Raw genomic sequence first — 21,620 nt, forward strand, 5'->3', positions numbered from 1 at the left:
TTTTCGCCACGATCCCGGTGCATGGGGAGGACGTTCGGATGAGTTGCAAGGAGCCGGCGTGACCGACACCACCGATGTGCAGGGCGAAGACCGGCCGCCCGGTCCTCATCCGCTGGAAACCCTGTTCGACGAGCTGGTGGCCGCTGCGGACGGTAGGTCGATCACGCTGGGGACCATTCTCGACGCGCTGGAAAGACGCTCCTTCGGACCGCTGCTTCTCCTGCCAAGCCTGATTTCCGTCATGCCGGTGATCGGCATGCTGCCGGGCGTGACCTGGGCCATGTCGGCACTGACCCTGCTGATCTCGCTCCACTTCCTGGCCAATTCGAAAAAACTCTGGCTGCCGCAACGCATTCGCCGGCAGGAAATTCCCGCCTGCGGCTTTCGCAGGGGTGTGGAGTGGGCGCGGCCCTGGCTGCGCCGCGTCGACAGCGTGGTCGAGCCGCGCTTGCACCTCCTGTTCTCCTGGCCGTGGACGACGGGTTTTGCCGCACTGTGCGTGCTGATGTCGCTGGGGATGTTTGCCGCATCGGTCGTGCCCGGCGGCGTGGTCGTGCCGGCGCTGGGCATCATCATCATGGCGGCCGGCCTTACGGCTCGCGACGGTCTCGTCCTGGCGCTCGGGGGAATTGCTTCGGCCGGGGCGTTATGGGCGGTGTGGCTGATCGTGGGCGCCGTCTAACCCGCCTTCGCCCTCAATTCCCGGTCCCGTTCCAGCATCGGGGCCAGATAACGCCCGGTCCAGCTTTCCTTGACTGCCGCGACATCCTCCGGCGTGCCCTCGGCCACGATGCGGCCGCCGCCTTCACCGCCCTCCGGGCCCAGATCGACGATCCAGTCGGCGGTCTTGATGACGTCGAGATTGTGCTCGATGACGATCACCGTATTGCCCGCCTCGACGAGTTCGTGCAGCACTTCCAAAAGCTTGCGAACATCCTCGAAATGCAGACCCGTGGTCGGTTCGTCGAGGATATAGAGCGTCTTGCCGGTGGCGCGCTTGGAAAGCTCCTTGGACAGCTTGACCCGCTGTGCCTCGCCGCCGGAGAGCTGCGTCGCCGGCTGGCCGATCTTCACATAGCCCAGCCCGACGCGTTTCAGCGTTTCCATCTTGTCACGCACGGCGGGTACGGCCTTGAAGAAGTCCGCCCCTTCCTCGACCGTCATGTCCAGCACGTCGGCGATCGACTTGCCCTTGAACTTGATTTCCAGCGTCTCGCGGTTGAAGCGCGCCCCGTGACAGACATCGCAGGGTACGAAGACGTCGGGCAGGAAATGCATCTCGATCTTCACCACGCCGTCGCCCTGGCATGCCTCGCAGCGCCCGCCCTTGACGTTGAAGGAGAAGCGGCCGGGCTTGTAGCCGCGCGTCTTGGCCTCGGGCAGCTGTGCGAACCATTCCCGGATCGGCGTGAAGGCGCCGGTATAGGTTGCCGGATTGGACCGCGGGGTGCGTCCGATGGGCGACTGGTCGATGTCGATCACCTTGTCCAGCCGGTCGAGGCCTTCGATACGATCGTGCGGTGCGGGCACCTGCTGGGCCTTGGCGAGTTTGCGGGCGGCGGCCTTGTAGAAGGTCTCGATGGTCAGCGTCGACTTGCCGCCGCCGGACACGCCGGTCACGCACGTCATCACGCCCAGCGGGAATTCCGCATCGATTGTCTTGAGATTATTGCCGCTGGCCCCGACAACCTTCACCGTGCGCTTCCTGTCGATCTTGCGCCGGTTTTCCGGCACTTCGATGCGCCGCGTGCCGGCGAGATACTGGCCGGTCAGGCTTTTCGGATTGGCCATCACCTCCTTGGGCGTGCCCTCGGCGACGACCTCGCCGCCATGCACGCCGGCGGCGGGCCCCAGATCGACCACGTGATCGGCAGTGAGGATGGCTTCCTCGTCATGCTCGACCACGATCACCGTATTGCCCAGATCGCGCAGGCCCTGCAGGCTTTCCAGAAGACGGGTATTGTCGCGCTGGTGCAGGCCGATCGAGGGTTCGTCGAGGACGTAGAGTACGCCGGTCAGGCCCGAGCCGATCTGGCTGGCCAGGCGGATGCGCTGGCTTTCCCCGCCCGACAGCGTGCCCGAAGCGCGGTCCAGGGTGAGGTAGTCCAGACCCACATCGACCAGGAATCTCAGCCGTTCGCGGATTTCCTTGAGAATGCGTTCGGCGATCTGGCGCTGTTTCGGCGTCAGCGTGTCCCCGACACTGGAGAACCATTCCTCCGCGCGCCGGATCGAGAGTTTCGAGGCCTGGGCAATATCCTGCCCGTCGATCTTCACGCTCAGCGCCTCCGGCTTGAGACGCTGCCCGCCGCAGGTTTCGCACGGCTGGGAGGACTGGAAGCGGGCGAGATCCTCGCGCACCCAGCTCGAGTCGGTCTCGCGCCAGCGCCGTTCCAGATTGGGGATGACGCCTTCGAAGGGTTTCTGGGTCTCGAATTTCCTCAACCCGTCCTCATAGACGAAGGTGACCTTCTCCTTGGTCCCCCACAGCACGATCTTGCGGAAGTCTTCCGGCAAGGTGCGCCAGGGCTGGAACATGTCGCCGCCGAAATGCCCGGCCAGGGCCTGCAGCGTCTGCTGATAGAGTTTCGACGTCGCCCGGCTCCAGGGCGCGATGGCGCCGTCGGACAGCGGTTTGTCGACGTCGGGCACGACCAGGTTCTCGTCGAATTTCAGCGACTGGCCCAGCCCGTCACAGGTGGGGCAGGCGCCGACCGGATTGTTGAAGGAGAAGAGGCGCGGCTCGACCTCCTCGATGGTGAAGCCGGAAACCGGGCAGGCAAATTTCTCCGAGAACAGCATGCGCTCGGCCTTGCCCTTTTCGTCCTGGCGGTCGGCGAACTCCGCCACGGCGATGCCGTCGGCCAGCTTCAGCGCCGTTTCCAGACTGTCGGCAAGCCGGCTTTCCAGCTCCGGCTTGATCACCACCCGGTCCACCACGACGTCGATATCGTGCTTGTACTTCTTGTCGAGCGCGGGGACGTCCTCGAGCGTGTAGAACTCGCCGTCGACCTTGACCCGCTGGAAGCCGGCCTTCAGCCATTCGGCGAATTCCTTGCGGTATTCGCCCTTGCGGCCACGCACGACGGGGGCGAGCAGGTAGAGGCGGGTGCCGTCCTCCAGCGCCATCAGCCGGTCAACCATCTGCGAGACGGTCTGGCTCTCGATGGGCAGGCCCGTGGCCGGCGAGTAGGGCACACCCACGCGGGCCCACAACAGGCGCATATAGTCGTAGATCTCGGTGACCGTGCCGACTGTCGAGCGCGGGTTTTTCGAGGTCGTTTTCTGCTCGATGGAGATCGCCGGGGACAGGCCTTCAATGGAGTCCATGTCGGGCTTGGCCATCAGTTCCAGGAATTGCCGCGCATAGGCCGACAGGCTTTCCACATAGCGCCGCTGGCCCTCGGCATAGATCGTGTCGAAGGCGAGGGAGGATTTCCCCGAGCCGGACAGGCCCGTGAACACGATCAGCGCATCGCGCGGCAGGTCGACGGAAACGTTTTTCAGATTGTGCTCGCGTGCACCCTGCACACGGATTTTTTCGAGGGCCATGGTTTGTCCGCTACCCGGGCAGGAGAACTACTTCATCCGGAACAATAGGAGAACGTTGTGGCGCCGTCCAGACAGGTCCGAAGGGCGACAGATAGGGTGCGGATGCGCCTGCGTCCAGCGCCTCACTTTCTGTGCTGACAGCACGGTGGCGGGAAGCCTCGCCGATCCGGGCGCTGCGATGCATTTGTCGCGGCCCTCATACCAGGGCTTGTCCTGCCGGGACGGGAGGCCATATCACGAGACTATCATAACGAGCCCCGGCTGGATCCGGGTATTGCAAGAAGGCACGCCGGGATCCGGATAACCAGACGCCGGAGCAGACTGCAGAGCACAGGGGAGGTTTTTGCATGTATCGATCCATTCTTCAGGGCGCGTCGGCCCTCGTGGCAGGGTGTGCGATTGCGGCGCCGGGCTTTGCCCAGGATGCGCTGACGCTGGAAGACCTGTTCGAGATCCGCCAGGTAGGCGCCATAGCGCTCGCGCCTGACGGCGATGATGTCGCATTCACCGTTTCTGTGCCCCGCAATGTCGTCGACGGGGACGCGGACGGTACGCCGGATGTCGAGCTCCACATCGCTTCCGGTGCCGACGAGGCCAGAGCCTATATCACGGGCGAGGGACGCGTATCGGGAATCGAGTGGCGGCCCGACGGCGAAGCCGTGACCTTCCTCACGCGCCGGGATGGTGACAGCCACACCGCGCTTTACGAGATTCCCGTTGCCGGTGGTGAAGCGCGGCGCATCCTCAGCCACGACAGTTCGATCCAGTCCTATGTGATTGCGCCGGACAACGAGACCGTGTTCTTCATCGCCCGGGACGAAGTCGACCCGACCGAGCGTACGCTGCGGGAGCGCGGATTTCGCGCGAACGTTTATGAGGAGAACGGCGAGTTTGCCCATGTCTGGCGTGCCCGCCTGGGGGATGACGCGGCGGACGCCGAGATGCTCGACCTGCCGGGTCACGCATCATCGCTTGTGATCAGCGAGGACGGCAGCCGTCTGGGTGTTGTCCTGGCGCCGACCGCACTGGTCGATGACTCCCTGATGGAGCGGCGCTGGCATGTGGTCGATGCCACAAGTGGTGCGCTTGTCTCCACGATCGACACGCCCGGCAAGATCGGCGGCGCTGCCTTCTCGCCCGACGCGTCGCAGCTGGCCTTTCTCGCTGCGGCTGACCGGGCCGATCCGGTTGCCGGCACGCTGCACGTCGCCGATGCGGCCAGCGGTGCCTATCGCGCCATCGCCCGCGGTGCCGAACAACATGTCAGCCAGGTCGCCTGGCGCGACAGCAACACCATCATTGCGCTCGCCTCGATTGGTACCGGGACAGCGCTGGTCGACTACAATGTTGACGGGCGTGAAGAGCGCCGATCGGCCCATGAGGGCCTGATTGTCGCGTCCATGGATTATGATCGCGACGATCGTGAGCTCGCTGTCGTGGCGCATGCACCGGATCATCCGCGTGAGCTCTTCGTCGCTGATCGCCGCAATCTGGAGCGCTGGACGGACCACAATCCGCAGCTCGCCGATATCGCCTGGGGCGATCAGCGCGCCTATTCATTCGAGGCGCGCGATGGCGAGCGCATCGAGGGCGTGCTGGTGACCCCGCAGGGTGAGGCCCCCGTCGGCGGATGGCCGCTTATCATGACGGTTCATGGTGGGCCGGAAGCGCATGACCAGAACGGTTGGGTGAATGGCTATTCCCGCTTTGGCCACATCGCCGCCGGTGAGGGCATGGCGGTCTTCTACCCCAACTATCGGGGCTCCACCGGCCGGGGCGAGCGGTTTGCCAAGCTGGATCACGCCGATGCGCCGGGTGAGGAATTCTGGGATCTGGTCGATGCAATCAATGCCCTGTCCCGCGATGGCATCGTGGATGCGGACCGGGTCGGCATCACCGGCGGGTCCTATGGCGGGTTTGCCTCCTCCTGGGGGGCGACCATCGCGAGCGAGCATTTCGCCGCGGCCGCGCCCTTTGTCGCCCTGACCGATCTCATCAGCTTCTACGGCACGACCGAGATTCCGGTCGAAATGGTCGATGTCCACTTCATGGAACCGCCGTGGACGGACTGGACGGCCTATCTGGAAAACAGCCCGACCTATCATGCGCCGGGGTCGACCACGCCAACCCTGATCTTGCACGGGGAAGCCGATACGCGGGTTGATACCAGCCAGTCCTTCATCCTCTATCGTATCCTCAAGATGACCTCGCAAGCACCGGTGCGTCTGGTGACCTATCCAGGCGAAGGCCACGGCAATCGCATGGCGGCCGCCCAGTATGACTACGGCCTGCGCGTCATGCGCTGGATGCAGCATTATCTCCAGGGCGAGGGCGGCGAGCCGCCGGCCGCGGATCTGGGCCTGGCGGACCGGTTGGGACTCGACGAGGACTAAGTCCCTGATCCTCACGGCTCTTGGGGGAGGTGCGTTCGCGCCTCCCCTTTTTCTTGGGTTTTCGGCGGCCGGAACGGGCTGCAGAGCGCCGGTGGGATGCAGTGGGGCAAGCTGGACGTCGCGGACACGGGCGCGCACACTGCGCCGCGAGTCGTCGGCCTTGATCGACGGAACAGAGTATGAACAAATACCGGCGACCCGAATACGGGCGCTGCGGAAAACGGAGATGTGGGCGATGGCGGGAAGCGTCAACAAGGTAATCCTGGTCGGCAATCTGGGACGCGACCCGGAAGTGCGCCGCATGAACAGCGGCGATCCGGTCGTCAATCTCTCGGTGGCGACCTCGGAACAGTGGCGTGACAAGTCTTCCGGCGAGCGCCGCGAAAAGACCGAATGGCACCGCGTGGTGATCTTCAACGAGCAGCTGGCCAAGGTGGCCGAGAACTACCTCAAGAAGGGGATGAAGGTTTATATCGAGGGCCAGCTGCAGACCCGCAAATGGACCGACCAGAACGGGCAGGAGAAATACTCCACCGAGGTGGTGCTGCAGAAATTCCGCGGCGAGCTGCAGATGCTCGATTCCAAGGGCGAGGGCGGGGCCTATCAGGGATCCGGCGGCGGTTATGACAGTTTCGGCAGCCAGGACAGCGGCGGCGGTTCGCGTCCCATGGAAGGCCCGAAGGAAGACTTCCGCAACGCCGACCTGGACGACGAAATCCCGTTCTAGCCACCCGCACCGATAACGCACGGGCTTGCCGATGGACCTGGTCGAAGCCAACACGCCTGCAGACATCGGCGAGCGCGATGCGCTGACGGTGGCCCTGGCGCAGATCGCGCCGGTCTGGCTGCGCCGCGAGGAGAGCCTGGCCAAGATCGCCGATGTGATCGCGACCGCTGCGGGCAGAGGCGCACAGCTCGTCGTGTTCGGCGAAGCCCTGGTGCCCGGCTATCCCTTCTGGATCGAACGCACTGGCGGCGCCCGCTTCAACGATGCACGGCAGAAGGCGTTCTATGCCCGCTATGTCGACCAGGCCGTCATCGTCGAGCGCGATCTGCCGCCCATCTGCGAACTGGCCCGCCGGCACGCCATCGCGGTCTATCTGGGTATTGTCGAGCGCGCGCCGGACCGCAGCGGGACCAGTCTCTACTGCTCCCTGGTCCATATCGGCGCGTGCGGGCGGGTCCTGTCGGTCCACCGCAAGCTGCAGCCGACCTATGAGGAACGCCTCGCCTGGGCGCCGGGTGACGGGCAGGGCCTTGTCGTCCACGACCTGGGACCGTTCCGGGTTGGCGGGCTCAATTGCTACGAGAACTGGATGCCGCTGTCGCGCTCGGCGCTCTATGCCCAGGGCGAGGACCTGCATGTCAGCGTCTGGCCGGGCGGATTACACAATACGCGCGCGCTTCCCGGTTTCATTGCGCAGGAATTGCGTGGCTATGTCATCGCGTGTTCAGGACTGATGCGGCCCCAGGACTTTCCGGCCGGCACGCCATTGCTGGACGAAATCCTGGCCGGCGGCGAGTCCTTTCTGGCCAATGGCGGCAGCTGTATAGCAAGGCCGGACGGCAATCTTCTGGTCGAGCCCGTGCTGGACTGCGAGGCACTGATCCTGGCGCACCTGGATCATGCCGACGTGCGCGCCGAGCGGCAGAATTTCGATGTGGCCGGGCATTATTCCCGCCCCGATGTGACCCGGCTGACGGTCAATCGTGACCGCCAGGCGATTGCCGGTTTCACTGGCGGTGCCGAAGGTGATGCCTGAGCGAACTTCTCAACCTGCTGATGGTTATCGGCTTTTTTGAGCGGTACGCTCAGGGGGACCGGGGCGCCGACGATCCTCCGTGCAAACACTACTAATTTGTTAGTTGAATGATCGCGCCCGGCATGCAGACTGGATTCATCAACTAAGGAATTCGTAGATGGCTCGTCCCGCCTCGCCCCAGCTTACCGATGCCGAACAGCGCATCATGGCCGTGCTCTGGCAGCGCGGCGAAGCCAGTGTCCGCGATCTCACCGATGCGCTCGAAGCCGAGCACGGCCTGGCCTACACCACAGTGCTGACCACCATCCGGATCATGACCGGGAAGGGTTATGTCGGCTTTCGCAAGGAAGGCCGGGCCCACATCTACCGCCCGCTTCTCAGCCGCGAGGGTGCGCAGAAGAAGGCGCTGGGCTCGCTGGTCAGATCGCTCTTCGGCGGTTCGCCGCAGGAGCTGGCCCAGCATCTCGTAAAGGACGAACAGCTGACTCTCGAAGACATCGAGGCGCTGCGTGCGGAATTGCTCAGAAGCCAGGGCGGTGAGGAGGACAAGTCATGATCGAGATCTGGATTCAGGCCGCGGGCCTGACACTCGCCGGGGCCACGCTTCTGGCCGGATCGGCGCTCGCCTTCGACCGGTTTGCGCCGCGCGGTCTCCTGCGCGAGCGCCACGACCTGGCCGTGGCCGTGATCGCCATCACACCGCTGATTTTCGCAACGGCCCTCATGCCGCAACAGGCAGGGTCTGCGGAAGAAGCGGCCGTCTATCTCCATTATCCCTCCGTGGCCGCTGAAACCGCGCAAACGGGTCCGGCCGCCAGTACCGGGCCGCGCCTGCCCGACGGGGCCGGCGGCGATCCGGCTGGAGGCTTTGACTGGCCGGCACTGCCCTATCACTCGATTTTCGGCGCGCTTTTGCTCGCCTGGATACTGGGTAGCGCGGCTATGGCAGTCCGTCTGGCGGCTGACCTGGCGGCGCTCCGGCGTTTGATCGGCCGCGCCCGGCCGTTTACCCCGCCGGCGAGCCTCACCCTGTCGCGCGCCCTGCCCGTAGCGGAAAGCCCGGACGTTGCCTGCCCCATGCTGGCCGGTTTCTTCCGGCCGGTGATCCTGGTGCCGTGCGGCTTCCGGATTGACGTGTCCGCGCGCCCTGTCCTGGAACACGAGATCGCACATGCGCGCCGTGGCGACACTTGGGTCGCGCTGGGCTTGCGCCTCGCCATGGCGGTGTTCTGGTGGGCCCTGCCGTTGCGCCTCCTGCAGCCGGTGATCGACCGGTCCCGCGAAGCCCTGTGCGACCGGCAGGCCGCGCAGATCACGGGCGAGCCGCGTGCCTTGGCGAGCGCGCTGCTCGACACCGCTGCGGCCGCCGTCAGAACACCCTCCCTGGCTCTGGCGGCGGCGCCAACCCGTTCGGGACTGGCCCGGCGGATTGGCCATCTCACCGACCCCGATACGCTTGCACGAAAGGATACAGTCATGCGTTTTGCCCTCATTCTGCCCGTCCTGGCGGCGGGAACCTTGGCGCTGACGCCCAATGTCGGTGCGGCCGGCGGCATCGAAAACAACGCAGTGCCCACCCGCACGCTCGATACATCTCTCGATCTCGACGCCAGCCTGTTCCAGGCCGCGCGAAGGGGCCGCACCGGCTGGATCGAGGAATTGCTGGCGGAAGGCGCCAATCCCGATGTGGCCTTTCGCGGCGACGGCACAGCGCTGACGGCGGCCGCCCGCAATGGCCACACCCGGGCGGTGGAGATACTGCTCGAGGCCGGCGCCGATCCCGATCTGGGGAGCGGCGGAGACGGCAATCCGCTGATCGCGGCGGCCGCGCGCGGCGATCGTGACGTCGTCACTCGTCTGCTCGCTTATGGCGCTGATGTGGACTCGGCCTGGCCCGGCGACGGCAATGCCCTGATCGCGGCCTCCCTCCGCGGTCAGACGGATATCGTCAATCTCCTGGTCGAGGCGGGGGCCGATCCCAACGGCTATGTCCGCGGCGACGAGACACCCCTCATCAATGCGGCCCAGCAGGGTCATGTCGATGTCGCCGAAATCCTGGCCGAAGCCGGCGCCGACCTATCCCTGACCGTGCTCGCCAATATCCGTAACGGTGAGGAAATCTACCGCTCGCCGATCAGCGAGGCCCGCCGCAACGGTCATCGCGGCATGGTGGCGTGGCTGGAAGCCCGCGGTGCCACCCACAATCCCCCGTCCGAATAGGGCGAGCCGGTGCGCGCCCGCCCCCCGGCGCGCGCGCACCCGTCCCGTTCCGCGCACCTGGAGTTTGCGATGTTTGCCTATGCCTTCGCCGCAATGGCGAAATCCCTTCGCCTGTTGGCCGGTCTGGCGTTGGCCCTGAGTACCGCTGCCGCCTCGGCCCAGGACCCCGCCGGTTTCACCGAGCGCCTGCGTCCGCGTATCCAGATGGCCGATGCACCGCAGACCTGGACGCTGGACGAGCGGATGGCGCATTACGGCGTGCCCGGCGTGGCGCTGGCGATCATCGAGAATGGCGAGATCGTTCACGCCGCCGGTTATGGTGTGCTGCAGGCCGGTGCACCGGATCGTGTCGATGCGGACACCGTGTTCTCGGCCGGATCGGTCAGCAAGATCGCGACGGCGACGCTGATCCTGAGGCTTGTGGAGGCGGGATATCTCGATCTCGACGCCGACGCACTGACGGGCGTGACCTCATGGTCCCTGCCGGCCGCGCGTGATACGGCGGCGGGAACGCCGGTGCCGCTGCGGGCCATCCTGTCCCACACGGCCGGGTTCAACCTGCACGGCTTTGCCGATTTTCCGCCCGGCGCCGAACTGCCCGATACGGTGGAAACCCTGAATGGGTCGATGCCGGCGGTTCACGAAGCCCTGGCCCGGCAAACGCCCAGCGGCGAGCGCTACCGCTATTCCGGGGGCGGCTATACCCTGGCCCAGCTGTTGGTCAGCGATGTGATGGTAAGCCCGTTTGCAGACGTGGCAGCCATTCATCTCTTCGAACCGCTGGGCATGACACGCAGCACATTTGCCAATCCGCTGCCGGAGGACTTCGGCAATATCGCCCGCGCCCACAATGCATCCGGCGAACCCGCCGCACTGCCGCGCGGCTATGAGGCGATGCCCGAAGCGGCGGCCTCGGGTCTGTGGACCAGCGCCCGCGATCTTGGCCGCCTGACCGCTGCGCTCATCGGCAGCTATCGCGGCAGCGGGCATGCGTTGGCGCAATCGCGGGCGGTCGAGATGATGACGCGCGTGGCGCCAGGCGAGCACGGCCTGGGGCCGCGTCTGGCCGGCCGGGGGGAGGACTTCATCTTCCATCATGGCGGCGCCAACAACTCCTACCGCGCCTGGATCGAGGGGCATCTGACCACCGGCGGCGGTCTGGTGATCCTCACCAACGGCACGCAGGGCCGGGCCCTGATTGACGAGATCCGCAATGCCGTCGCCGACACAATGGGCTGGGCCCTCAACCGGCCGGTGCTCGCGCCGGCCGTCGCGCCCGACATCGCGGTGCTGGAGGCCTATGCCGGCACATACACCGTCGATCCGGACTTTCCGCTCGCCGTGCGACAGCAGATGGTGGGCTGGATTTTCGAGAGCGATGTCGAAGTTCGGGTTGAGGACGGTGCACTGGTGATCGGACGGGCCGGGGGCGACCGGTTCGATGCCCTGATCCCGCTCACGCCCACGCGGTTCGCCATGCCGGGACTGTCGCAAACGGTCGGCATTGCCGAGTTCGAATTTCACCGCAATGCGCTGGGCGAGACGACGGGCGCCAGACTCCGGCTCGCCAATGCCCAGTCGCACTATCTGCGGCAATAGGCTGTCGGGCCTGTCTGCCTCTTCCGATGCGCGCGCGAGCTTGTAGAGTGGCGCAAAGGCCTATCGGAGGTGGCAGGCATGCGCATTCTGGTCGCTGGAGCGTCGGGGTTCATCGGCTCGCATATCGCAGCCCACCTGCACGCACGTGGGTACGATGTCGTCGCGTCGGCCCGCGATGTCCAAAGGGCAGCACTGCGGGCACCGGGACTGGACTGGACCGGATGCGATTTTCGCCGCGATACCGCCGGCGACTGGATGCCCCGGCTGGCCGGCGTCGATGCCGTGATAAATTGCGTCGGCGTTCTGCAGGACGGGCTGGGCGACGATAGCCGGGCCGTGCATGTCCGCGGTGCGGAGGCCCTGTTCGAAGCGTGCGAGCGGGCCGGTGCGCGGCGCGTACTGCATATCTCCGCTGTCGGCGTCGACGATCGCGCCGGGTCGAACTATTCGCGCGACAAGCTGGCCGGGGAGGCGGCGCTGCAGAGCCGCGATCTCGACTGGTTGATCCTGCGGCCCTCGCTTGTGGTGGCCCGCAATGTCTATGGCGGCACGGCGCTGATCCGGGCGCTGTGCGGCGTGCCCTGGATCACTCCGGTCGTCGGCGGAGACCAGATATTCCGTCCGATCGGGATGGACGATCTGTGCACCGCCGTCGCCGACCTCCTGCGCGAAGATGCTCCCAGACACCAGCTGTTCGACCTGGCGGGCCCGGAGCGGGTGAGCCTGACGGACCTGGTCCGTGGCTATCGGCGCTGGCTGGGGTTCGGTGAAAGCCGGATCTGGCGGGTGCCGCGCTGGCTGGCGGCGCCGGCCTTCCGCTTTGGCGACCTGCTGGGCTGGCTGGGCGTGCGGACATCGATGCGCTCGAATTCCCTCAAACAGCTCGACTTCGATGTTGAGGGCGATCCCGTACCGTGGATTGCGGCGACCGGCGCCCGGCCGCGCGGTTTTCATGCCTGGCTGGCCGACCATCCCGCCGGTGTGCAGGACCGCTGGCATGCCCGGCTCGGCTTTGTGCGGCCGCTGGCGCGCTGGGTGCTGGGGCTCTACTGGCTGTTGACGGGCGTGCTGGCGCTCACCATTGCCAGAGAAAATGCCCATGCCGTGCTGACAGAGGCCGGATTCTCCGATGCTGCCCGGCCGTCCGTCCTGTGGCTGGGTTCGCTGTTCGATATTGCGCTGGGGGCCGCAATGCTGGCGAAGTGGCGGGTGCGGACCGTCGCGGCGATCATGGTGCTGGGCACGATCGGCTATATCGCCACGCTGAGCGTGACCTTGCCCGGCCTGTGGGCGGATGCGCTGGGGCCTGTCCTGAAAGTCTTTCCGATGATGGCACTGGCGCTGATGATCGCCGCGACGGAGGATGAGCGCTGATGGATCCCTATCCCGTCCTGCGCCTGATCCACATCCTTTCGGCCTCCATATTGTTCGGATCGGGCCTGGCGATCGCCTTTTTCATGATGATGGCCTGGCGTTCTGGCGACAGGGCCGCATTCGCGCTGACGGCCCGGCATGTCGTGCTGGCCGACTGGGTCTTCACGGCAACGGCGGTGGTGGTCCAGCCTGTATCCGGCATCGCGCTGGCCCATGTGGCCGGATGGCCGCTGAGTGCGCCCTGGCTGATTGCGAGCTATCTGCTCTACGGCCTCATTGGCGCCTGCTGGCTGCCCGTGGTGTGGATCCAGTACCGGGTGAAGGCGCTGCTGGCCGGTGCGCCGGAGGAGCCGGTCCCGCCGCGCGTGCACCGTCTCATGCGGACCTGGTTCATCCTGGGCTGGCCGGCCTTTCTCGCCCTGATCGGCATTTTCGTTCTGATGATCGTCAAGCCGGGGCCTTAGCCGCCGGAAATTGTCCCGCAGGCGATCCGCGCCCCCGCGCCCCCGATGGGCTGGGATGTGTGATCGTCAGCGCCCGCATGCAGCACGATGGCCGAACCGTCCTCGTCCAGCAGGTTCACCCGGCCCGCCGCGCCGGTCAGCGTGATGCCTGTGGAATAGAGTTCGGCATTGATATTGCCGGCGGCGTCGGCCCACAGATTGGGCAGGTCGGCCGGCTCCGGACCCTGCAGGTTCAGCAGGCCGTGCGCCCGCCCCTCCTGATTGATGTGATCGCCGGCCCGCGTGAAGCCGGTTCCGGTGCAATCGGCCGTATCGTGGAGATGGGCGGCATGCCAGCGCCCGCGGGCCTCAACCGGCAGGTCGTTGACGCGAATGCGGATCAGCACGCCCTCCGGACCTTCCCGCAGTATGGCCATGCCCGAAATGGGATCGCCATTGCCGGCGCCGGTGATCGGGACGCGGGCGGTGACGGGTTGCGGCGCAGCAGGCTGGGCCGGCGTGGCCGCAGCCATCAGGGCGGCGAAGGCGATCGCCGGGATGAGACGATTGAACATGCAAGGCTCCGCTGGGAACGCACCGCCTATGTAGGGTCACGGAACCAGCGCTTCCACCCTGTTCGACGTGCCTTGTGCGCTGGGCCCGGTCGCTCCGGCGATGGCAAAGACCGATCCGTTCAGCGAGACCCCGCCGAGGCCGTGCCTCGGCGTCAGCATGGCAGGTCCGGAGTCCCAGCGGTCGCCGTCGGGGTCGTAGATCCAGACATCCGGATAGACGCCGCCGCCATCGGGCCCGAAATACTCTCCGCCAAAGGCGTAGATGCGGCCGCCCGTCACAGCGGCGGCCAGACCGCCCTGGCCCTGGGGCATCGGCGCCAGGGAGTGCCAGCTATCGCTGTGCGGATCATAGGCCTCGTGATGGGCGCGATTGCCGTCATTGACGCGGCGCCCGCCAACGATATGGAAACGACCGTTCAGCACGACGCCGGCCGCCGAATTGCGCGGATTGGGATTGGGAGCGGCCCGATGCCAGCGGTTTTCGCCAGCATCGAACACAAAATGCGCGCCACTGTCGGCATGGTCGGGCCAGTTGGCATTGGCCTCGCCGGCGGGTTGCCGGCCGGTGGCGACGTGGATCTGCCCGCCCAGTGAAACAGCGCAGGTCTCGGCGAAGGGGGCGGGCAGGGGGGCGGCCTCGTGCCAGGTATTCGACGCCGGGTCGTAACGCGTATTCGCCGCGATCATGTTCCAGGCGCCGCCATTGCCCGCCCGGAAGCCACCGATGGCATAGATCGCACCCTCATGGCCGACCAGGTTGGGATGGTGACGCGGTTCGGGCAACGCGGCGATCTCGGTCCATTCATTGGTCCATTCATCGGGCGCCCAGCGGAAGGCGCGGTCGAGAATGCCCATGCCCTCGCGGCCCGTATCCGGCGACAGGCCGCCGGCAAGGTAGATCTGTCCGTCGAGGATGGCGGGGTAGATTTCCTGTGTGCGCACGGGCAGCGCGGCCCGGTGCGACCAGGGTGGCGGCAGGGCCGCCCCGGGGCCGGCCATGCCCAGCGCCAGCGTGCTTCCGACAAATCCGCGGCGGGTCAGTGTCGTCATGAATGGCCTCCCTTGCTCGCGATCAGTCAAGCGGAAGGCGTTCGCGAGTTCCACTGAAAGTTTTGAAGGGTGACCGGTCCACGTCTCACCGGGCGTCCGTTGCCGACTGGCGGGGGCTCACTCCTCCGCCGGGCAATGTCCGCCGGTGATACGTGCCACCTCGGCCGGATCCCCATCGGTCTCGGCCGGTTCCAGGTCCAGTGCGCAGGCGATGATGCCGTAGACATTCACGTTCTCGAACGCGTCCGGACGTGTGCCTTGCGGGAAGACGGGGCCGGCGCCGATGAAGGTTGCGCCCATGGGCTCGGCCCGGTTGTCGTACCCGTGCTGGCCGCGCAGCGAGGACAGATAGGGGCTGGAGAAGTTGGCGTCGGAGCGAGAGATCAGCCAGTCCGGATCGGCCAGGATGAAGAGGTCCGGTCCCCTGGTCGGGTGATCGAACCGCCACTCGGGCGAATAGTCTCCGGGCCGGTAGACCGAGAGATGCGGATGCGCGCCCTGCAGTTCGGCTTCGGCACGGGCCACCGCGGCCTCATCGCCAAAGGCCATCAGAAAGGGCTCCAGCCCGGCGCCGTACGGACCCGCAAATTCCTTGACGAACAGGCCTTCGAGCGCGGAGTGGTCGTCGATCATGATCACGCGCTCCGTGCCCACGGGGGCCATGCCATGATCGGAGACGACGATGATATTGGTGCGGCCGAGAAGGCCGCGCGCCTCCAGACCGGTGACCAGATCCCCCACCAGCGTATCGACGCGGGCAACCGCCTCGCCCTCGGCCTCGGTAAACGGGCCGGCGCGGTGCAGCACCGTGTCGACATGGTCGAAATAGACGGCGGCGAAGCGCGGCTGTTCCGCGGCCGGTGCATCAAACCAGGACAGGACTTCGGCGACGCGGTCCTCATAGGGCATGTCGTGCTGATAGGGATGCCAGACCGAGGCGTATTCGCCGTCGACCGGCGCTTCGGACCCGAGCCAGAACATGATGTGGCTGCGCACATCCTGGCGTTCCGCCGTGATCCAGATCGGCTCCCCCTGCCACCAGAAGGCATCCTGCGGACCGCCTGCGCGTGCCGAGAACAGGCGCTCGGCCTCGGCGTCCCAGGGCGAGTTGGAGACCATGCCGTGATGTTCCGGATAGAGCCCGGTGGCCAGCGAGTAGAAATTCACGAAGGTCTTGGTGGGCATCACCGGCAGCATGCGGTCCGGCCGCACGCCGCGCTCGGCCAGTGCCTGCAGATTTGGCGCGTCCCAGCGGTCGATGGCGTCATAGCGCAGCCCGTCCAGGCCGATCATCAGGACGATGGGGGCCTCGGCAGCCTCTTCTTCCTGGCGCGGCATGTGCGAACAGGCAGCGGCAACGAAAACGAGCAGGACGGGCAGAAGGCGGTGCATGTTCATGTCCCCGATCGGAAGCGATGTGTTGAGTGTCCGGGTGTAGGCCGTGGAGATGACGAACGGAAGACACCGGGCGGGATTTCGCTGCCATCGCCAACCGCCCCCGGCGTTTGCGCCCGCCCCCCCCGATTGTTAAGACTTGGCGACAGGCCTGCCGCCTGATTCACGCGCCGATGCGACCCTATGCGGGGGCGGCGTGAAGAGGCGGCGTTTTTCGTGGCAGCGGATTGTTCCTTCCGCGCCCGGAAACAAAAAGAAAGAGGACCGCCTTGAGCGATCGCGACGACGAGCTTCCCCCGGCTGGCGGCGACGCCGGCCTACCTGACGGCATCGGCCATATTTCGATCGAGGAGGAGATGCGCTCCTCCTATCTCGACTATGCGATGAGCGTGATCGTGTCGCGCGCGATCCCCGACGCGCGCGACGGCCTCAAACCGGTCCACCGGCGCATTCTCTACACCATGCACGAGAACGGGCAGACGCACGAGAAGGCCTACCGCAAGTGCGCCACGGCCGTCGGTGACGTGATGGGCCGCTATCACCCGCACGGCGACCAGGCCGTCTACGACGCCCTTGTGCGCCTGGCCCAGAGCTGGTCGATGCGGGTGCCGCTGATCGACGGGCAGGGCAATTTCGGATCCATCGACGGCGATCCGCCCGCGGCCTACCGCTATACCGAAGCGCGCATGGAGAAGGTGGCCCAGGCATTGCTGGCCGATATCGACAAGGACACGGTCAACTTTGTCGACAACTATTCCGCCGAGCGCAAGGAACCGGTGGTGCTGCCGGCGCGCTTCCCGAACCTCCTGGTCAATGGTGCCAACGGAATCGCCGTGGGCATGGCGACCAACATCCCGCCGCACAATCTTGGCGAGGTGATCGACGCGACGCTGGCGCTGATGGACAATCCGGCCCTGACCGAAAGCGAGCTGCTGGAATACCTGCCCGGTCCCGATTTCCCGACCGGCGGCCTGATTCTGGGCCGTACCGGCGCCCGCAACGCGATCGCGACGGGGCGCGGCTCGATCGTCATGCGCTCGCGCACCACGATCGAGGAAGCGCGCAATGGCCGCCAGGCGATCATCGTGCACGAGATTCCGTTCCAGGTGAACAAGGCCTCGATGATCGAGAAGATCGCCGAACTGGTGCGCGACAAGAAGATCGAGGGCATTGCCGATCTGCGCGACGAGAGCGACCGCACGGGCCTGCGCGTGGTGATCGAGCTGAAACGCGACGCCAACGCCGATGTGATCCTGAACCAGCTCTATCGCTGGTCGCCCATGCAGACCAGTTTCGGCGCCAATATGCTGTCGCTGGTCGGTGGCCGTCCGCAATTGCTGGGGGCGCTGGATATTCTCAAGGAATTCCTGCGCTTCCGCGAGGAAGTCGTGGCGCGGCGCTGCAAGCACGAGCTGAGCAAGGCCCGCGACCGCGCCCATGTCATTGTCGGCCTGGCGCTGGCCGTGGCCAATATTGACGAGGTGATTGCCCTCATCCGGCGCGCGCCCAACCCGGCCGCCGCCCGCGAAGAGCTGATGTCGCGCGACTGGCCGGCGGCCGATGTCGCGCCGCTGGTGGAACTGGTTGCCGATCCGCGTTCGGTGCTGCGCGAGGGCAATGTGCTGCGCCTCACCGAGGAACAGGCCCGCGCCATCCTGGAACTGCGCCTCAATCGCCTGACCGGTCTGGGCCGTGAAGAATTGGGCAATGAGGCCAAGACGCTGGCCGAACAGATTGCCGATCTGCTGGATATCCTGCGCTCGCGCCAGCGTGTCCTGGATATCATTCGCGACGAAATGGCCGAGGTGAAGGAAAACTACGCCACGCCGCGCCGGTCCGAATTCATCGATGCCGAACTGGATTTCGAGGACGAGGACCTGATCCCGCGCGAGGACATGGTCGTCACGGTTACCCATGGCGGTTATGTCAAGCGCACGGCCCTGTCCGACTACCGGGCCCAGCGCCGCGGCGGCAAGGGCCGGGCGGGCATGTCGATGAAGGATGAGGACTTCGTCTCCACACTCTTCGTTGCCTCCACCCACGCACCGCTGCTCTTCTTCTCCAATCGCGGCATGGTCTACAAGACCAAGACCTGGCGTCTGCCGCTGGGCGCGCCGAACACGCGCGGCAAGGCGCTGGTCAACATGCTGCCGCTGGAGCAGGGCGAGACCATCACCTCCATCATGGCGCTGCCGGAAGACGAGAGCGTCTGGGCGGAGATGGACGTCATGTTCGCCACCAACAAGGGCACGGTCCGCCGCAACAAGCTGTCCGACTTCGTCCAGGTCAATCGCAATGGCAAGATCGCGATGAAGCTGGAGAGCGAGGACGATCGCATCGTCAATGTGGCGCTGTGCACCGAAGACGACGATGTTTTCCTGGTCTCCGAAAAGGGCCGGGCGATCCGCTTCCCGGTGACGGCGGTGCGCGTGTTTGCCGGCCGCAATTCTGTCGGCGTGCGCGGTATCCGCCTGGCGGACGGCGACACGCTGATCTCGATGACGATCCTGCGCCATGTCGACGTGACCACGCCGGAAGCGCGCGCCTACATGAAACACGCCACCGCCATGCGCCGCGCCCTGGGCGAGGACGAGGCCGAGCTGCCGGCCGCGGTCGAACCCGACGAGGAGGGCGAGGAGGGCGAAGCCGCGCTGACGCCGGAACGTATCGCCGAACTGGGTGCCGCCGAACAATTCCTGCTCACCGTTGCCGCCGACGGCATGGGCAAGCGGTCCTCCGCCTATGATTATCGCACCATGGGCCGCGGCAATCAGGGCGTCGCTGCGCACGATCTCTCCCGTGAGATCACCCTGGCGGCCAGTTTCCCGGTGGAGGATGCCGACCAGATCATGGCGGTGACCGATGGCGGGCAACTGATCCGCTTCCCGGTCGACACGGTTCGTATCGCCGGCCGCTCCACTCGCGGTGTGCGTCTGATCCGTCTCAATGAGGGCGAGAATGTCGTCGCCGTCGTGCGCATCCAGGATGCGGGCGACAATGGCGAGAACGGTGAGGACGAGGCCGGCGAAGGCGAGGATGCACCGGAGAGCCCGGACGCTCCCGGCGAAGGCGGCGAGGCGTGATCGAACCGGCGGTTCTCGCCGCCTTCCTGCCGCTTGTCCTCGATCCGGGCCGGGCGGCCCTGCCACAACTGGCCCTGCTGGCTGCCCTGTTCCTGGCCGTGGCGCTGGTTATCGACAGCGCCTGTGCCGCCTTCGGCGGGGCGCTGTTGCAGGTTTTCAGCGCCAAGCGTTTCAAATTATGGGCAAACAGGCTATCAGGCGGCGTGTTGCTGATGGCGGCCGGCCGGCTCGCCCTGCGCCGGGAGGCCTGACCTGATGACCCGTACCGCGCTCTATCCGGGCACGTTCGACCCGATCACCAATGGCCATCTCGACATTATCGGACGGGCCGTGAAACTCGTCGACAAGCTGGTCATCGGTGTGGCGGTCAATGCCGGCAAGAAACCGCTGTTTTCCGTCGAGGAACGCGTTGAAATGGTGCGGACCGAAGTCGACAAGTTCGAAAACGGCGCGGCGATCGAGGTGATGCGCTTCGACGGGCTGCTGATGCATTTCGCCGAGGAAATCGGGGCTCAGTCCATTGTGCGCGGGCTTCGCGCCGTGTCCGATTTCGAGTATGAATTCCAGATGGTGGCGATGAACCAGCGTCTCAATGACGACATCGAAACCGTCTTCCTGATGGCCGATCCGCGCCACCAGGCCATCGCCTCGCGGCTGGTCAAGGAAATCGCCGCCCTGGGCGGTCGCGTTTCCGATTTCGTGCCGGCCTCCATCGAAGCCCGTCTCAAGGAGCGACTTGCGTGATCATGCGTTTCACCGTTTCCGCCACTCTCGCCCTGGCCCTGAGCGCCGCGGCATGCGCCCGCGACAACGCCGCCGGCAATGCCGAAACCGAAACCGCCGCCGCGAACACTGCGGCCGCCGTCGTGCAACAGGCCGAACCGGCACCGTCCTGGGATTTCCCGGAAGAGGCCTGGCGCAGCGTCGATCAGGACCGTCTGCTCTATATCGAGACCGATCACGGCATGATCGTCGTGGAGCTGGCCCCGGAATTCGCGCCGAACCATGTCGCCCGCATGCGCGAACTCGCCGGCGAGCGCTTTTACGATTTTCTGGTGTGGCACCGGGTGATCGACGGCTTCATGGCCCAGGGCGGAGGCTCCCGCGCCAATCCCGGCCATGCTGCCGACATTCCGCCGCTCGAGGCGGAATTCACCATCCGCCGGTCGGGTGAGCCGGCCGTCAGCGAGTTGCAGGACCGCGTCGTCAATCCGCGGGAAATCCCGCAAATGGCCAAAGCCGGCTTCTGGAACGGTTTCCATGCCGGCACCCAGACCGCGGCGCTGGCGGGCATTACCGGCGATGGCCGGGTCCAGTCCTGGCTGCTGCATTGCCGGGGTGCAGCCGCCATGGCCCGCACCAGCGATCCCAATTCCGCTCTCAGCCAGTTCTACATCACCACGGGCAGCCCGGATCACCTGAACGCCACCTACACCGTCTGGGGCCGGGTGCGTCACGGCATCCAGGCGGTCGATGCGATCCGCGTCGGTTCGGCGATGGAGGATCCCGACTTCACGCCCGACATCATCCGTTCGATGCGCGTGGGCAGCGAACTGCCGGCCGAGGCGCAGATCGGGGTCGAGGTGATCGATACCGGAAGCGAGGCCTTTGCCGGCTATCTCGATACGCTGCGCGACGCCCAGGGCAATCTGCCCGATATTTGCGAAATCACCGTGCCGACCCGAATTGAGGAGTAAGACACATGGCCGAAGAACAGATCGTATTCACCCTCGAGGGCGGTGACGTCACCATCAAGCTGCGACCGGATCTGGCGCCCAAACATGTCGAGCAGATCACCAAACTGGTGAAGGAAGGCTTCTACGACGGCCTGAATTTCCACCGCGTGATTGACGGTTTCGTGGCCCAGGGCGGCTGTCCGCAAGGCACCGGCATGGGCGGCTCGGGCACGAATATCCCGGCCGAGTTCTCTGCCGAACCGCACAAACGCGGCACCATGTCGATGGCCCGCGCTGCCGATCCGGACAGCGCCTCCAGCCAGTTCTTCATCTGCCTGGACGATGTGCCCTATCTCGACAACCAGTACACGGTCTGGGGCGAGGTGATCTCGGGCATGGAACATGTCGACGCCCTGCCCAAGGGTGAGCCGCCGGCCAATCCGGGCAAGATCGTCAAGGCCAGCGTCGTCGGGGCCTGATCCAAACGGACAGAACAC

The 21,620-nt window shown here is 65.9% G+C and carries 18 protein-coding genes; 14 read left to right on the plus strand and 4 right to left on the minus strand.

Annotation, left to right across the window (positions count from 1 at the left end):
- Nucleotides 1–58 precede the first annotated feature (58 nt).
- Complete coding sequence (locus Q1U94_RS13170; protein ID WP_300545486.1) at nt 59–682, plus strand: exopolysaccharide biosynthesis protein; 624 nt, start codon at nt 59–61, stop codon at nt 680–682.
- Here the strand turns inward: Q1U94_RS13170 and uvrA are convergent.
- Entirely contained in the window at nt 679–3,552 is a 2,874-nt protein-coding gene (uvrA, locus tag Q1U94_RS13175) for an excinuclease ABC subunit UvrA (protein ID WP_300545488.1), read from the minus strand. The two genes, Q1U94_RS13170 and uvrA, sit on opposite strands and share 4 nt — an antisense overlap.
- A gap of 347 nt (nt 3,553–3,899) precedes the next feature.
- Between uvrA and Q1U94_RS13180 the strand changes: the two genes are divergently transcribed.
- The 8 genes from Q1U94_RS13180 (at nt 3,900) to Q1U94_RS13215 (ending at nt 13,365) form a co-directional block, all read left to right on the plus strand.
- The gene (locus Q1U94_RS13180) at nt 3,900–5,945 is read left to right on the plus strand and encodes a S9 family peptidase (protein ID WP_300545489.1); all 2,046 of its coding nucleotides are present in this window, start codon (nt 3,900–3,902) and stop codon (nt 5,943–5,945) included.
- Nucleotides 5,946–6,180: 235 nt separating this feature from the next.
- Nucleotides 6,181–6,672, plus strand: a complete 492-nt coding sequence (ssb, locus tag Q1U94_RS13185; RefSeq protein ID WP_300545491.1) for a single-stranded DNA-binding protein — start codon at nt 6,181–6,183, stop codon at nt 6,670–6,672.
- A 31-nt stretch (nt 6,673–6,703) separates the two neighbouring features.
- Nucleotides 6,704–7,708: a carbon-nitrogen hydrolase family protein gene (locus Q1U94_RS13190; RefSeq protein ID WP_300545492.1), complete on the plus strand. Its 1,005-nt coding sequence runs from the start codon at nt 6,704–6,706 to the stop codon at nt 7,706–7,708.
- Nucleotides 7,709–7,865: 157 nt separating this feature from the next.
- Nucleotides 7,866–8,264: a BlaI/MecI/CopY family transcriptional regulator gene (locus Q1U94_RS13195; protein WP_300545494.1), complete on the plus strand. Its 399-nt coding sequence runs from the start codon at nt 7,866–7,868 to the stop codon at nt 8,262–8,264.
- Complete coding sequence (locus Q1U94_RS13200; protein ID WP_300545495.1) at nt 8,261–9,928, plus strand: ankyrin repeat domain-containing protein; 1,668 nt, start codon at nt 8,261–8,263, stop codon at nt 9,926–9,928. Before Q1U94_RS13195 ends, Q1U94_RS13200 begins: the two co-directional genes overlap by 4 nt.
- 69 nt (nt 9,929–9,997) lie before the next feature.
- Complete coding sequence (locus tag Q1U94_RS13205) at nt 9,998–11,527, plus strand: serine hydrolase (RefSeq protein WP_300545496.1); 1,530 nt, start codon at nt 9,998–10,000, stop codon at nt 11,525–11,527.
- 78 nt (nt 11,528–11,605) lie between these two features.
- Complete coding sequence (locus tag Q1U94_RS13210; RefSeq protein WP_300545498.1) at nt 11,606–12,901, plus strand: SDR family oxidoreductase; 1,296 nt, start codon at nt 11,606–11,608, stop codon at nt 12,899–12,901.
- Nucleotides 12,901–13,365: a DUF2269 domain-containing protein gene (locus Q1U94_RS13215; RefSeq protein ID WP_300545500.1), complete on the plus strand. Its 465-nt coding sequence runs from the start codon at nt 12,901–12,903 to the stop codon at nt 13,363–13,365. The genes Q1U94_RS13210 and Q1U94_RS13215 overlap by 1 nt, the downstream gene beginning before the upstream one ends.
- On the opposite strand, the gene Q1U94_RS13220 is transcribed toward Q1U94_RS13215, so the two are convergent.
- The 3 genes from Q1U94_RS13220 to Q1U94_RS13230 all read right to left on the minus strand — a co-directional run bounded on the left by Q1U94_RS13220 (nt 13,362) and on the right by Q1U94_RS13230 (nt 16,361).
- Nucleotides 13,362–13,919: a superoxide dismutase family protein gene (locus Q1U94_RS13220; protein WP_300545502.1), complete on the minus strand. Its 558-nt coding sequence runs from the start codon at nt 13,917–13,919 to the stop codon at nt 13,362–13,364. The two genes, Q1U94_RS13215 and Q1U94_RS13220, sit on opposite strands and share 4 nt — an antisense overlap.
- A 36-nt stretch (nt 13,920–13,955) precedes the next feature.
- Nucleotides 13,956–14,969, minus strand: a complete 1,014-nt coding sequence (locus Q1U94_RS13225) for a kelch repeat-containing protein (RefSeq protein ID WP_300545503.1) — start codon at nt 14,967–14,969, stop codon at nt 13,956–13,958.
- A gap of 117 nt (nt 14,970–15,086) precedes the next feature.
- Nucleotides 15,087–16,361, minus strand: a complete 1,275-nt coding sequence (locus Q1U94_RS13230; protein WP_300545504.1) for an ectonucleotide pyrophosphatase/phosphodiesterase — start codon at nt 16,359–16,361, stop codon at nt 15,087–15,089.
- A 272-nt stretch (nt 16,362–16,633) separates the two neighbouring features.
- On the opposite strand from Q1U94_RS13230, the gene gyrA reads away from it, so the two are divergent.
- From gyrA to Q1U94_RS13255, 5 genes are read left to right on the plus strand one after another with little or no spacing between them, the layout of a single operon-like run.
- Nucleotides 16,634–19,447: a DNA gyrase subunit A gene (gene gyrA, locus Q1U94_RS13235; protein ID WP_300545506.1), complete on the plus strand. Its 2,814-nt coding sequence runs from the start codon at nt 16,634–16,636 to the stop codon at nt 19,445–19,447.
- On the plus strand, nt 19,444–19,698 hold the full coding sequence (locus tag Q1U94_RS13240; RefSeq protein WP_300545508.1) for a hypothetical protein: 255 nt from the start codon (nt 19,444–19,446) through the stop codon (nt 19,696–19,698). Before gyrA ends, Q1U94_RS13240 begins: the two co-directional genes overlap by 4 nt.
- A gap of 4 nt (nt 19,699–19,702) precedes the next feature.
- Nucleotides 19,703–20,191, plus strand: coding sequence for a pantetheine-phosphate adenylyltransferase (gene coaD, locus Q1U94_RS13245; protein WP_300545511.1), 489 nt, complete (start codon nt 19,703–19,705; stop codon nt 20,189–20,191).
- Between the two features lie 2 nt (nt 20,192–20,193).
- The gene (locus Q1U94_RS13250; protein WP_300545546.1) at nt 20,194–21,144 is read left to right on the plus strand and encodes a peptidylprolyl isomerase; all 951 of its coding nucleotides are present in this window, start codon (nt 20,194–20,196) and stop codon (nt 21,142–21,144) included.
- Nucleotides 21,145–21,149: 5 nt separating this feature from the next.
- Nucleotides 21,150–21,602: a peptidylprolyl isomerase gene (locus Q1U94_RS13255; RefSeq protein ID WP_300545514.1), complete on the plus strand. Its 453-nt coding sequence runs from the start codon at nt 21,150–21,152 to the stop codon at nt 21,600–21,602.
- Nucleotides 21,603–21,620: the final 18 nt, after the last annotated feature.

Origin of the sequence: Maricaulis sp., from assembly GCF_030149515.1 — a bacterium.
Lineage (GTDB): Bacteria > Pseudomonadota > Alphaproteobacteria > Caulobacterales > Maricaulaceae > Maricaulis.